The sequence below is a fragment of the Vibrio tetraodonis genome (assembly GCF_003350295.1).
In the GTDB taxonomy this organism is placed as follows: Bacteria; Pseudomonadota; Gammaproteobacteria; order Enterobacterales; family Vibrionaceae; genus Vibrio; species Vibrio tetraodonis.
In genome coordinates this window covers 84,990-98,350 of sequence record NZ_QLYY01000006.1, presented here as the reverse complement: position 1 = coordinate 98,350, position 13,361 = coordinate 84,990, and the positions used below count along the sequence as shown (strand labels likewise).

At 43.5% G+C, this 13,361-nt stretch carries 10 protein-coding genes; 4 read left to right on the top strand and 6 right to left on the bottom strand.

Annotated elements, in window-relative coordinates:
• Nucleotides 1-38: 38 nt before the first annotated feature.
• Together DPF90_RS02680 and lrp are read right to left on the bottom strand one after the other, a co-directional pair.
• Nucleotides 39-2,864, bottom strand: a complete 2,826-nt coding sequence (locus DPF90_RS02680) for a DNA translocase FtsK (RefSeq protein WP_114784434.1) — start codon at nucleotides 2,862-2,864, stop codon at nucleotides 39-41.
• Nucleotides 2,865-3,061: 197 nt separating this feature from the next.
• The gene (gene lrp / locus DPF90_RS02675) at nucleotides 3,062-3,556 is read right to left on the bottom strand and encodes a leucine-responsive transcriptional regulator Lrp (RefSeq protein ID WP_114784432.1); all 495 of its coding nucleotides are present in this window, start codon (nucleotides 3,554-3,556) and stop codon (nucleotides 3,062-3,064) included.
• A 174-nt stretch (nucleotides 3,557-3,730) separates the two neighbouring features.
• Between lrp and ald the strand changes: the two genes are divergently transcribed.
• Nucleotides 3,731-4,855, top strand: coding sequence for an alanine dehydrogenase (ald, locus tag DPF90_RS02670; RefSeq protein ID WP_114784430.1), 1,125 nt, complete (start codon nucleotides 3,731-3,733; stop codon nucleotides 4,853-4,855).
• A gap of 76 nt (nucleotides 4,856-4,931) precedes the next feature.
• Here ald and yfbV read toward each other — a convergent pair whose 3' ends face one another.
• A complete protein-coding gene (gene yfbV, locus DPF90_RS02665) occupies nucleotides 4,932-5,384 on the bottom strand; it encodes a terminus macrodomain insulation protein YfbV (protein ID WP_114784428.1) in 453 nt (150 codons plus the stop codon).
• A 345-nt stretch (nucleotides 5,385-5,729) separates the two neighbouring features.
• Between yfbV and DPF90_RS02660 the strand changes: the two genes are divergently transcribed.
• The 3 genes from DPF90_RS02660 to DPF90_RS02650 all read left to right on the top strand — a co-directional run bounded on the left by DPF90_RS02660 (nucleotide 5,730) and on the right by DPF90_RS02650 (nucleotide 10,283).
• A complete protein-coding gene (locus DPF90_RS02660) occupies nucleotides 5,730-6,926 on the top strand; it encodes an acetate kinase (protein ID WP_114784426.1) in 1,197 nt (398 codons plus the stop codon).
• Nucleotides 6,927-7,040: 114 nt separating this feature from the next.
• Nucleotides 7,041-9,185, top strand: a complete 2,145-nt coding sequence (gene pta, locus DPF90_RS02655) for a phosphate acetyltransferase (RefSeq protein ID WP_114784424.1) — start codon at nucleotides 7,041-7,043, stop codon at nucleotides 9,183-9,185.
• A gap of 90 nt (nucleotides 9,186-9,275) precedes the next feature.
• Complete coding sequence (locus DPF90_RS02650) at nucleotides 9,276-10,283, top strand: GGDEF domain-containing protein (protein ID WP_114784821.1); 1,008 nt, start codon at nucleotides 9,276-9,278, stop codon at nucleotides 10,281-10,283.
• A gap of 6 nt (nucleotides 10,284-10,289) precedes the next feature.
• Here the strand turns inward: DPF90_RS02650 and DPF90_RS02645 are convergent, their stop codons facing one another.
• The 3 genes from DPF90_RS02645 to oppD all read right to left on the bottom strand — a co-directional run bounded on the left by DPF90_RS02645 (nucleotide 10,290) and on the right by oppD (nucleotide 13,323).
• Nucleotides 10,290-11,234: a glutathione S-transferase family protein gene (locus tag DPF90_RS02645; protein WP_114784422.1), complete on the bottom strand. Its 945-nt coding sequence runs from the start codon at nucleotides 11,232-11,234 to the stop codon at nucleotides 10,290-10,292.
• Nucleotides 11,235-11,362: 128 nt separating this feature from the next.
• The gene (gene oppF / locus DPF90_RS02640; RefSeq protein WP_162813983.1) at nucleotides 11,363-12,355 is read right to left on the bottom strand and encodes a murein tripeptide/oligopeptide ABC transporter ATP binding protein OppF; all 993 of its coding nucleotides are present in this window, start codon (nucleotides 12,353-12,355) and stop codon (nucleotides 11,363-11,365) included.
• Complete coding sequence (gene oppD / locus DPF90_RS02635) at nucleotides 12,352-13,323, bottom strand: ABC transporter ATP-binding protein (protein WP_240314452.1); 972 nt, start codon at nucleotides 13,321-13,323, stop codon at nucleotides 12,352-12,354. Before oppD ends, oppF begins: the two co-directional genes overlap by 4 nt.
• Nucleotides 13,324-13,361: the final 38 nt, after the last annotated feature.

The following is a 13,361-nucleotide window of genomic DNA, read 5'->3' as shown; positions in this document are numbered from 1 at the left end:
TGCTTTTTCTATCAAGCCATAACTTAATCCGTCACTAACTAATTGACTTCTCTCCCCGGCGCAGGAGCCAAAACTTCACGATTGCCATTGTGTCCTGGTGCGCTAACAATTCCGTGAGACTCCAACTGTTCCACAATTCGAGCCGCTCGGTTATAACCTATCTTAAACCGACGTTGAACACCAGATACCGAGCCTCTGCGAGATTGAACGACGTGCTCAACTACTTGGTCGAATAACGGATCCATTTCTTCTTCACCTTCAGGTTTCTCACCCGGTAACAATGCTTCTGGGCCTTGATCTCCATGGGTTATCTCATCGATATAATTCGGTTTACCTCGGGCTTTCCAGTTACTCACCACAGCATGTACATCGTCATCAGATGCAAACGCCCCATGCACTCGTACCGTATGACTGGACCCTGGGGGTAAATAAAGCATGTCACCCATCCCGAGAAGGGATTCGGCTCCTCCTTGATCCAAGATGGTCCGTGAGTCAGTTTTAGTAGAAACAGTAAAGGCAACCCGCGTCGGAATATTCGCTTTGATCAAGCCTGTAATAACATCAACGGAGGGGCGCTGTGTCGCTAGAATCAAGTGAATACCGGCAGCACGAGCTTTTTGAGCTAATCTAGCAATAAGTTCTTCAACTTTTTTGCCAACGACCATCATCAAGTCGGCAAATTCATCGACAATAACAACAATATAAGGAAGCTTCTCTAATAACGGAGGAAGCTCGTCCATGCTATCACCATCTTGCCATAGAGGATCATGGATTGGATGGCCCGCTTCCGCTGCCAGCTTCAATTTATCATTAAAGCCTTTGATATTTCGAACCCCGAGTGCCGACATCAGTTTATAGCGACGTTCCATCTCTCCAACACACCAACGAAGTGCATTTGAAGCATCCTTCATATCGGTGACAACTTCAGATAGTAGGTGAGGTATGCCTTCATAGACCGACAGTTCGAGCATTTTGGGGTCGATCATAATAAAACGCACATCTTCTGGCGTCGCTTTATAAAGCATACTCAGAATCATGACATTCACCCCAACCGATTTACCGGAGCCCGTAGTGCCCGCGACAAGCACATGTGGCATTTTGGCTAAATCTGCCACGACAGCTTCACCTGCAATATCTTGCCCCAACACAACCGTTGTTGGTGATTTAGCGTCAGCAAACTGAGTACTGGCAATAACATCAGAAAAATAAACCGTCTGACGACTCATATTCGGCAGTTCTAGTCCAACGTAAGGTTTGCCGGGAATAACCTCTACAACACGAACTGCCATTGCAGACAGCGAACGTGCCAAGTCCATCGATAAGCCTGAAATACGGCTGACTTTAACACCTGGCGCCAGATCCAGCTCGAATCGAGTAATCACTGGACCTGGGAATATGCCCACAACCTCTGCTTTTATTTTGTAATCCGCAAGTTTAGATTCAACAAGCCTCGCAATGTTTTCTAGAGCTTGACGATCTATAAAATTTTCACGCTTTTCTGGATGATAAAGCAGCTCTAATGTTGGCATAGGCTCTGCCGGTTTTGGTAGATTTACTTCTTGCTGAACAAGGAAAGGATTTTGCTTAGCGGCAACCTTAGCTTGAGCTTCAGCGACAATATCTTGAAAAGCGGCAGAATCATCGTCAACATTTTGATTCAATGAAAGTGGCTCGGCCTCCAAAACATCAAGGTTTTCTTCTTCAGCAACATCAAATGTAGAGATCTTTGGCTCCATCATCTCTAATTTGTCATCTATATCGAGCTGTTCCAATTCTGTGGATTCTATGATCGGAAAATCTTGCGGGTCATCTTTGAACGGTTCAGAGAGCTGCTCATTTTCTACTTTCGCAACTTGTGATTGTTCTTGAGTACCCACATCATAGTGCTCTGATGGAATAGTACTAACATCCTCACTTTCTTGAGGCGCATAATCATTCTCATGTTGAGCGGCTGCATCTAGCTCTTCAATGGTCGCATCTAGCTGTTTAGTCCGCTCGAACATAGGCTCAATATCGTTATCAAATACATCAGGTGCAGCTTCTACCTCAATAACCTCTGACTTAGCAGGCTCAGAATCAGGTATATGGATATTAAATTGCCTTTCTTGCCGCTGTTCTGTTTCGAGAACAGAGCCAGTCTTAAGTTCAGGCTCTTGTGCAGACAAACCATTATTTTCTTCTGGTTCTGTCAGTTGAGGTTGAATAAGCTCATCTTTTTCCCGGCGCACTTTATTAGCTGCTACCGTAAGAAGATAAATTGTCCACTCACCGAGCCTGTCAACAATCGTCAGCCATGAAATCCCTGTGAGCAGGGTAAAACCCGCTCCCCATAGAAATAGGAATACCAATGTGGTTCCAAGGATGTTGAGTATAGGTAGCGACAAGCTTGTTAGCACATCACCTACCACGCCGCCCGAGGAAAAGTACCAAATATCATCGAAATTGATATCAGCAAGCCCACAGCTGGTCATGACCAGAACCGTTAGGCCTAACAATCGCGTTCCCCACAGCAAGAGATCAATCGGATCGCTCTCTTCACGTTTACTGAAGACAACCCAAGCAGTGGCTGCTGCAATAATGGGGATTGTGTATGCTAAGGAACCAAAAGTGAAAAATAGGGTATCAGCAATCCATGCCCCCACAATACCTCCCGCATTGTGAATATCTTCTCCCCATGCAGTCTGCGACCAAGATGGGTCAGCTGGACTAAATGTTAATAGTGCCACTGACAACAAGATTGAAGCCAATACTGTCACAATGAAGCTGCACTCTTTTAAGCGCTGGGGGCCATCGAGGCGTGATACTTGTGACTCATCCCCAGTTTTAATGATGGTTTCAACTTTATTTTTGCTGTCTTTGAACATAACCTACTTATACTTATCAAATGCTTGGTACCAACCTAGGTATCATGAGCAATAAAACCTACCTATTTGGTTAACACTTTAAGAAAAAAATAGCCCGAGAAGCCACGCCCCCCGGACTATTAATTTAACCATATCAGGACTTAAAACCCAATTGCCTTAAGTCAGAATACCGAAAGGCCTATGCCAATACCTAAAGCTTAGCGTGTTTTAATCACTAACTGATTTGTTTGCTTCACTTCTTCCATAACGACATAAGTTCTTGTGTCATTAACTCCGGGAAGGCGTAAAAGTGTATCACCCAACAATTTCCGGTAGGCACTCATATCCGATACGCGAGTTTTCAGTAAGTAATCAAAATCACCTGAAACTAAGTGGCACTCTTGAATATCATCAAGTTTTTGTACCGCTGTATTGAACTGCTCGAACACGTCTGGTGCTCCACGGTTCAATGTAATCTCAACAAAAACCAATAGTGACGCATCAAGAAATTGCGGATTAAGTAAGGCTGTGTAGCCTGTAATGTACCCTTGACGCTCCAAACGACGAACACGTTCTAAACACGGTGTTGGTGAAAGACCAACTCGTTTGGACAGTTCAACGTTTGAAATACGACCATCTTTTTGCAACTCATTAAGAATGTTGCGATCAATACGGTCAAGATCCTTAGACGGCTTCTTATTGTTGTCTGCCATTTTTTATTCCACCTTATTACTTCCTTGCAAAAAAATATACTACAACTTTTTAATATTCAGTATCAAATTTTATTCAATCATATCTATACTAGATATTAATTCGATAGAATTCCCCTACACATAGTTAATATAACCATTATAGTTAAAACAACCAATATAAAATGAGGAGTCAGGATGATCATTGGCGTACCAAAGGAAATCAAAAACCATGAGTACCGTGTTGGCATGATCCCAGCGAGCGTTCGTGAACTAGTATCGCAAGGCCATCAGGTTTTTGTCGAAACCAAAGCCGGTTCAGGCATTGGTTTTTCCGACGATGATTACATCGCTGTAGGCGCATCCATTCTTCCTACTGCTGCTGACGTTTTTGCGCAAGCAGAAATGATTGTAAAAGTTAAAGAGCCTCAAGCTGTTGAACGTGCAATGCTCCGTGAAGGGCAAATATTATTCACCTATTTGCACCTAGCACCAGATTTTCCACAAACTGAAGAGCTAATCAAGAGCAAAGCTGTCTGCATAGCGTATGAGACTGTAACAGATAATATGGGTCGCTTACCACTACTTGCACCTATGTCTGAGGTAGCAGGCCGCATGTCAATCCAAGCTGGCGCACAAACTTTAGAAAAATCTCACGGTGGACGCGGTCTACTTCTTGGTGGCGTCCCTGGTGTTGAACCAGCAAAAGTTGTTGTAGTTGGTGGTGGCGTAGTTGGCGCTAATGCGGCTCGTATGGCTGTTGGTTTACGTGCAGACGTAACCATCTTAGACCGCAATGTTGATACACTTCGCCGTTTGGACGAAGAGTTTCAGGGTCGCGCTAAGGTTGTCTACTCAACTGAAGATGCAATAGAAAAACATGTATTAGACGCAGATCTTGTTATCGGCGCAGTATTAATTCCTGGCGCGGCAGCTCCAAAACTCGTCACTAAAGAACACATTGCGAAAATGAAACCTGGGGCAGCCGTTGTTGATGTTGCGATTGACCAAGGCGGCTGTTTCGAAACTTCTCATGCCACAACACATGCGGATCCAACCTACATTGTGGATGATGTTGTGCACTATTGTGTTGCGAATATGCCAGGTGCTGTTGCTCGCACTTCTACATTCGCTCTCAACAATGCCACCCTACCATACATTGTTAAGTTGGCGAACAAAGGCTATCGCGAAGCATTGCTAGAAGATAAAGGTTTCCTAGAAGGGCTAAATGTCATTCACGGTAAAGTGACCTGTAAAGAGGTTGCAGAGAGCTTCGACCTTGAATATGTAGAGCCTGTCGATGCGATTGCAATGTTCAACTAATTTAGTTAGACAGTAACAAAAAAGCGCTCAAACTAATGAGCGCTTTTTTACATCAAATACATTCAAAAAAGCTAACTTAAAACCACCTTTCAAGTGCACTTTTATCAAGCTGGCGAAATGCGCGATTTAGAATATGGGCAAGTTCTTTATATCTAGGTTGCTTTTTCATCGGCTCCAACGCAAGACCACTCTCTACAATTTTCTCATGGATCTCTCTATACCACCCCGCTAATGCTGGTGGAAGTTGCGTATTCGCCCGACTTCCAAGCCACCACATTCCTTGAATGGGCAAGCTAATTGCGAATAAAGCGATAATAACCGCTTGGGGCATTGACTGATAATTGCTAAATACCATCTGTGTGAGCACGCTGATTGCTGCGATGGCTGGCATTACTTTCACCCCATATTTGGTGGCTTTTATAATTCGCTGTTCTGGGAACAGCAAATTAAGTTCCTTGCGCATAGGCCAAGTATCCATGTACTTTTGTCCATCTCTAAGGTTATGCACTAAACCGACTTTGTTACTCATAGGGCTCTCTCACTACACTAACCTACCTGCACTAACCAAAAAAATTTTAAGGATTAAAATTTTATCGTAATAAGTTGACAAAAATTAATATTCTTTCAAATTTTTTTGTTATCATTGACTATTATCGTCATCCATTGCAGGCCTACATACTCATTGTTGCTGTTATTTAGCATTTAAGCAACTATTGAGGCCTATCTGCAAGGGGTGCATGGGCAGTGACAGGCAGCACTGCTGTCTTTATATATGGAAATTGACTTTTTACTCAAGAATAGTACGCTTCTGAACGAGCTTCTTCTATTCTTGTGATTGATTTTTATCCTAACTGATTATTACAGGTAGCCACTCATGTCTAAGCTGGTTTTAGTTTTAAACTGCGGTAGTTCTTCCCTTAAGTTTGCGGTTGTCGATGCCGAAAACGGCAACGAGCACTTAACAGGTCTCGCTGAATGCCTTCTCCTTCCAGAAGCACGTATAAAATGGAAGCTTGATGGTAAGCACGAAGCTCAATTAGGAGAAGGTGCAGCCCACGATGAAGCCCTTTCATTCATCGTTGAAACTATCCTTGCTTCCAAACCAGAGCTTGCTGAGCAACTCAAAGCGATTGGTCATAGAGTCGTGCATGGTGGTGAGAAATTTACTCAATCAGCATTGATTAATGATGATGTATTAAAGGGAATCGAAGATTGTGCGACATTGGCACCACTTCACAACCCTGCCGCAATTATTGGTATTAAAGCGGCTCAAAAGGCCTTCCCTAACCTACCAATGTCAGCCGTATTTGACACAGCCTACCATCAGTCTATGCCTGAAGAAGCATACCTATATGCGCTTCCATATAGCCTATACAAAGAACATGGGATTCGCCGTTACGGCATGCATGGTACTTCTCACCTTTTCATTGCGCGTGAAGCAGCAAACCGTCTAGGTAAAGCAGAATCTGAACTGAATATCATCAACTGTCACTTAGGTAATGGTGCATCTGTGTGTGCGATTAAAAACGGTAAATCTGTAGATACTTCAATGGGATTGACACCCCTTGAAGGCTTGGTAATGGGCACTCGCTGTGGGGACCTAGATCCTGCGATTATCTTCCACCTGCATGATACTCTTGGATACTCGGTAGACAAAATCAACAATATGTTAACTAAAGAGTCAGGCTTAGCTGGCCTGACGGAAGTAACCTCAGATTGTCGCTTCGTCGAAGATAACTACGGGACTAAAGAAGAAGCAACACGCGCGATGGACGTATTCTGTCATCGTCTAGCTAAATATGTTGCAGGCTATACATCAACACTCGACGGCCGATTAGATGCTATTGTATTTACAGGTGGCATTGGTGAGAACTCAGGCCCAATTCGTGAGATGGTATTAAACCGTCTAGGCGTATTTGGCATTAAAGTCGACTCAGAAGCAAACCTTAAAGCTCGCTTCGGCGGTGAAGGCACGATTACCACTGCTGACAGCAGAATACCAGCCATGGTTATCTCTACCAATGAAGAGTTAATTATCGCTGAAGATACAGCTCGCCTATCAGGTCTTTAATTAATGTAACCGGCTGGCATAAGTGTCAGCCGGTTTTTTACTAGACTTAACACCGATTTCAATCAGGTAATACGGTATTTAAGTCTTATATAGATAGAAAAAGGTATTCTAAGAATGTCTCGTACTATTATGCTTATCCCTGCCAGCGCTGGTGTTGGCCTAACAAGTGTTAGCATGGGCATCTTGCGTGCAATGGAACGTAAAGGTGTTAAAGTTTCCTTCTACAAGCCTATTTGTCAGCCCCGTTCAGGTGGCGAACAGCCTGACCTAACATCGACCATAGTCGCACACAATAGCGACATGAAAATAGGCCAATCATTAGCCATGTCTGTCGCTGAAAATTTAATCGGCAACGATAATATGGATGAACTGCTTGAAACAGTGGTCGAGCGCTATAACCAAATTAACAAAGACTCTGATGTAACTTTAATTGAAGGATTAGTCCCTACGCGCAAGCATCCATTTGCAAACCAAGTCAACGCAGAAATTGCGGCAACACTTGGCGCTGAAATTGTTCTCGTTGCGACACCGGGTACAGATAACCCTGCCCAGCTTAAAGAGCGCATTGAAGTTGCCTGTTCAAACTTTGGTGGCACTAAAAACAAAAATATTTCGGGTGTGGTCATTAACAAGCTAAATGCGCCCGTGGACGAAGCAGGACGCACTCGCCCTGATCTCTCAGAAATATTTGATGATGCAGACAGTGCACAACAAAATGAAATGAAGGTGATGGAAATTTTTAATACATCACCCATTCGCGTACTAGGTTGTGTTCCTTGGAATATCGATCTCATTGCTACTCGTGCCATTGATATGGCCAAGCATCTAAAAGCCGATATTGTCAATCAAGGCGATATCTATACTAGGCGTATAAAGAGCATTACTTTCTGCGCTCGCTCATTACCCAATATGATTGAGCACTTCAAGCCAGGATCTCTACTTGTCACTTCTGCAGACCGTCCTGATGTTATTGTAGCGGCCGCACTAGCAGCCATGAATGGTGTTGATATTGGCGCCGTGTTACTGACAGGTGGCTACGACATACCTGAAGAAATTGGTGATCTCTGTAAGCCAGCATTTGACACGGGATTACCAATATTTAAAGCTCAAGGTAATACTTGGCAAACATCGTTAAACCTTCAGAGCTTTAGCTTAGAAGTACCTGAAGATGATAAAGAGCGTATTGAATTTATTAATGAGCATGTTGCGGGACACATCGACGGTAACTGGATTGAATCACTCACTGAAGGCACACACAAATCTCGCCGTTTAAGTCCTCCCGCTTTCCGCTATCAATTGACGGAATTTGCGCGCAAGGCAGCAAAACGTATCGTTCTTCCCGAGGGTGATGAGCCAAGAACAGTTAAAGCAGCGGCGATTTGTGCAGAGCGTGGCATAGCTGAATGTGTTCTGCTTGGTAATCCAAAAGAAATTAAGCGTGTTGCAGAGCAGCAAGGCGTCGAGCTTAACTCTGGCGTACAAATTATTGATGCCGATGCAATACGAGAAAATTACGTCGCTCGACTAGTCGAACTACGTGGTAAGAAAGGCATGACTGAAGTCGTTGCTAGAGAAAAGCTGCAAGACTCCGTATTCTTAGGCACCATGATGCTGGAGAATGATGAAGTCGACGGGCTTGTATCTGGTGCAGTGCACACCACCGCAAACACGATAGTACCTCCATTCCAAATCATCAAAACAGCTCCGAACGCTTCTATTGTCTCGTCGGTATTCTTCATGTTGCTTCCTGACCAAGTACTGGTTTATGGTGACTGTGCGATAAACCCAGATCCTACGGCTGAGCAGCTCGCAGAAATCGCTATTCAGTCGGCAGACTCTGCAGCTGCATTTGGAATTGAGCCTCGCGTTGCGATGATCTCATACTCCACTGGTGAGTCAGGTAAAGGAGCAGATGTCGATAAAGTTCGCGAAGCAACCAAGCTTGCTAAGAAGAAACGTCCTGACTTAGTTATTGATGGCCCTCTTCAGTACGACGCGGCAATTATGGAAAACGTTGCGGCTTCTAAAGCACCTAATTCTCCAGTTGCAGGTAAAGCCACTGTGTTTGTCTTCCCAGACCTCAATACGGGTAACACAACATACAAAGCGGTACAACGTAGTGCCGATCTTGTGTCTATCGGTCCAATGCTGCAAGGCATGCGTAAACCCGTCAATGACTTATCACGTGGTGCATTGGTCGATGATATTGTCTACACAATTGCGCTAACTGCGATACAAGCTGATCAAGAGCACAACTAACTTGGTTAGTTGCATGAAAAAGCAGTTGCTAAAGCAACTGCTTTTCTTTTATTGCTACACTTTACCCAAAACGTCTTTTTGGGCTTTATCATGCTATCCAACCTACTCGCCTCAAAAGTTTATCTTGAGCAAAATGTCCTCAAGATCGCCAGCTTCTTTTTAGCCGCCATAGGGACAGGCTTCACGATAGTTAACTTCTTTTTTTGGGATTTGCCCAAATTTGGCATAGTAGACTCAATTTACACTCTCGTTTGTATCTACATCTTCATTAGTATTCACTATGGAAGACATAACAAGTGGTACTCGGTTATTCTGGTCGCTGGCCTCAGTGCTGTTTTGATATACAGTTTGACGGTTGCAGAAGGATACTCCGTTCTAGTTTTCTGGGCTTTTTGCTTCCCTGCCCTTTATCATATATTCTTTAATCGTGTTGCCGCATCAATAGCCACATTGGGCTTTTATCTCATTACCATTTCCATACTCGCATCTTACCCTCCGCTGGTAAGCTCAACCGCCTATACACTTTTTAATTTTACCATTCCCTATTTTCTAATTTGGGCAATATCTTTCGTGCATGAAGATGCGCAAACAAAAATAAGAGATAAACTCAGTCATGCTGCCCATAGGGATCCATTAACCGGAGCGAAAAATCGACTGGCGCTAGAAACCGATGTCGCCACCAACCCATTACTGGCTCACAACCACTATTTAGTCCATTTCGATCTCGATCATTTCAAACGAGTCAATGATACCCATGGACATGCAGCAGGTGATGCGGTTCTTAAAGCAGTAACTGAAACAGTTAGCCACTCGGTAGGCGATGAATCCCTGTACCGAGTTGGTGGAGAGGAGTTTTGCATTATTTTTAATTCTGACAACATGCAAAGCGCATTTGGAGTAGCGGAAGAGATAAGAAGAGCACTAAGTAAAACAGCCATTCCAATTGAAGCAAATGAATTGTATGTCACACTAAGTGGTGGCCTAAGTAAATTGATTGTCATCGATAATAAAATCTCTATCGATGACACGATGAAAAAGACAGACGTTGCCCTATATCAAGCCAAAGACCAAGGACGTAACCAAATCGTCACTGCTTGAACTCAGTCAAACAGCAGCGCGACCATGGGGAGTTTCTAGGTCTAGTTCTGGGCCTTTAGGAACAACTTGAGTGGGGTTGATGCCCTTATGGCTAAAGTAGTAGTGACGTTTTATATGGTAAAAATCCACGGTTTCAGCCACACCGTTCATTTGATAAAGTTCTTTCATGTAACCATAAATATTAACGTAATCAGCAATGCGTTGTTTGTTGCATTTAAAGTGTCCAACGTAAACGGCGTCAAAACGAATTAACGTTGTGAAAAGTCTCCAATCTGCCTCTGTCAAAACCTGTCCAACAAGATATCTATGGGTTGCTAGGTGCTTGTCTAGGCGGTCTAAAGCATTGAACAGCTGTTCGAATGCCTCTTCATAAGCGTCTTGAGTAGTGACGAAACCACATCGATAAACCCCATTGTTGATATTCACATAGATATCAGCATTCCATTCATCAATGGCCAATTCTTGTTCTTTCGGGTAATAGTCTCGGTGGTTTCCCGTAATCTCGTTAAATTCGCGGTTAAACATACGAATAATGTCTGCAGACTCGTTACTTACAATCGTTTGATGCTTCTTATCCCATAACACTGGCACAGTGACACGCCCAGTGTAGGTACTGTTAGCATGGGTATAAATTTGATGCAGTCGAGTATATCCATACAAGGGTTCAGGAGTTGCAAAAAGCCAACCTTCGCTCATCATATCTGGGCTCACTACAGTAACATCAATATGGCTTTCCAAATTTTTCAGTTTTCTAAAAATTAACGTTCTGTGCGCCCACGGGCAAGCAAGTGATACATATAGGTGATAGCGCCCAGATTCTGCTTGAAATTTTGCACTCGAGTCGTTTTTAACCCAGTCTCTAAACCCAGCATCTTCACGAATAAAACGCCCACCACTTTTGGTCGTGTCATACCATACATCATGCCATTTTCCATCAACTAACTTTCCCATAACTCAGTGTCCATTTTTATGTTAACTAGGTTGAGTATAAAAAAAGCCAACCGATTCAAAAGCAGAATCAGTTGGCTTTGTTGTTCGAATAATTTGAACTTTAATAGACGGTTATGGGTTAATCAGTGTCATACACTCTCTTGTAAACAAGACACGGCATGCACATCGTTTCCTTGAATTGATGGTTTTCTTTCAGCACAAGCCTGAGTAGCTTGTGGACACCGAGTACGGAATACACAGCCAGAAGGTGGATTTATTGGCGAAGGTAAATCGCCTTCAAGCATCTCAATCTCCTTACTGCGCTCAAGTTTTGGATCAGGAATAGGAACGGCTGACATAAGTGCACGTGTGTATGGGTGTTTAGGGTTGTCGAACAAGGCTTCCGCCTCTCCAAGCTCAACTGCATTACCTAAATACATAACCAAGACTCGATCAGATATATGCTTCACAACCGATAAATCATGTGCGATGAACACTAACGATAGCCCAAGCTCTTTTTGTAACTCTTTGAGCAAGTTAACCACCTGTGCCTGGATCGACACATCTAAAGCAGATACTGGCTCATCACAGATGATCATTTTAGGCTTTAGAATTAGAGCACGAGCTATACCGATTCGCTGGCATTGACCACCAGAAAATTCGTGTGGGTAGCGATTGATTACGTTAGGTAGTAAACCTACTTTTATCATCATTCGCTTGACTTGATCTTTCACTTCTTGCTTTGAAAGTTCAGGATAAAAAGTCTCTAGTGGCTCAGCAATAATATCGCCTATGGTCATACGTGGATTCAATGATGCCAAGGGATCTTGAAAAATCATCTGAATTTCTTTGCGCGTTTCGCGGCGCTGAACTTCCTGCATCTTGGTAAGATCTTGACCTAACCAAACCACCTCACCATCGGTCGCTTCAACTAAGCCAATAATTGCCCGAGCAAACGTCGATTTACCGCAACCAGACTCTCCGACAACACCAAGAGTCTCACCTTCGTACAACCGAACATTTACACCATCAACTGCTTTTAAATTGGCGGGTTTTGCCCATGGCCAAGCTGACTTGGCTGCAATACTAAAATGAACTTTTAAATCAGAAACGTCTAAAATTACCTTCTTGTCTGTACTCATCTTTTCCAAGCCTCCCATTCTGAAAAACATGCTCTTTGACGACCATTTTCAAAAGCTGTCAGGACAGGAGCTTCTGTCTTACAACGATTCATCACTCGATGGCAACGCTCTTGATAAGGACAACCAGCGGGCAGGTTAAGAAGGTTGGGGGGATTACCAGGAATAGTTGGTAGGATATCACCTTCAGTATCTAGACGAGGGATCGCTTTGAGTAGTCCCTCTGCATAGGGGTGACTCGGTTGATAGAAGATTTCATCGACCGTGCCGTACTCCATGGTTCGACCTGCATACATCACCAACACTTTATCACATGAGCCCGCAACAACACCTAAATCGTGAGTGATCATGATGATTGCCGTATTGAACTCGTGCTTAAGCTCGTTTAGCAAGTCCATAATTTGAGCTTGAACCGTCACGTCCAGCGCTGTTGTAGGCTCGTCAGCAATTAACAGCTTTGGCCGGCAGAGCAGAGCCATTGCTATCATAACACGCTGCCGCATACCGCCAGAAAACTCATGCGGAAACATGGTAATACGTTTTCGTGCTTCTGGAATTTTAACCGCTTCTAACATACGCACCGATTCTTCAAACGCTTCCGCTTTTCCCATCCCTTTGTGCAGCATCAATACTTCCATTAATTGATCACTCACTTTCATGTATGGGTTAAGGGACGTCATAGGGTCTTGAAAAATCATTGCGATTTGTTCAGCTCGCACCCTGTTCAGTTCTTTTTCTGGCAAATTAAGGATTTCTTTACCTTCGAATAAAGCGCTACCTGAAATAATGCCATTTTTCGCCAAAAGGCCCATGATGGCGAATACAGTTTGAGATTTGCCTGAACCTGACTCGCCAACAATACCCAGTGTTTCTCCCTGATTAAGAGAAAAATTCAAATCATTAACTGCAGTAACAATGCCATCTTGAGTGGTGAATTGAACACGCAGATCTTTGACATCTAATAAGCTCATCATTGCTTCCTTAATCTTTATAGATTTTATAATTTATT

What these genes read in the sequence shown, in the direction of transcription:
- oppD (WP_240314452.1), bottom strand. Translation starts at nt 13,323, where the DNA reads ATGAGCTTATTAGATGTCAAAGATCTGCGTGTTCAATTCACCACTCAA.
- DPF90_RS02650 (WP_114784821.1), top strand. Translation starts at nt 9,276, where the DNA reads ATGCTATCCAACCTACTCGCCTCAAAAGTTTATCTTGAGCAAAATGTC.
- lrp (WP_114784432.1), bottom strand. Translation starts at nt 3,556, where the DNA reads ATGGCAGACAACAATAAGAAGCCGTCTAAGGATCTTGACCGTATTGAT.
- oppF (WP_162813983.1), bottom strand. Translation starts at nt 12,355, where the DNA reads ATGAGTACAGACAAGAAGGTAATTTTAGACGTTTCTGATTTAAAAGTT.
- DPF90_RS02660 (WP_114784426.1), top strand. Translation starts at nt 5,730, where the DNA reads ATGTCTAAGCTGGTTTTAGTTTTAAACTGCGGTAGTTCTTCCCTTAAG.
- pta (WP_114784424.1), top strand. Translation starts at nt 7,041, where the DNA reads ATGTCTCGTACTATTATGCTTATCCCTGCCAGCGCTGGTGTTGGCCTA.
- DPF90_RS02645 (WP_114784422.1), bottom strand. Translation starts at nt 11,234, where the DNA reads ATGGGAAAGTTAGTTGATGGAAAATGGCATGATGTATGGTATGACACG.
- ald (WP_114784430.1), top strand. Translation starts at nt 3,731, where the DNA reads ATGATCATTGGCGTACCAAAGGAAATCAAAAACCATGAGTACCGTGTT.
- yfbV (WP_114784428.1), bottom strand. Translation starts at nt 5,384, where the DNA reads ATGAGTAACAAAGTCGGTTTAGTGCATAACCTTAGAGATGGACAAAAG.
- DPF90_RS02680 (WP_114784434.1), bottom strand. Translation starts at nt 2,864, where the DNA reads ATGTTCAAAGACAGCAAAAATAAAGTTGAAACCATCATTAAAACTGGG.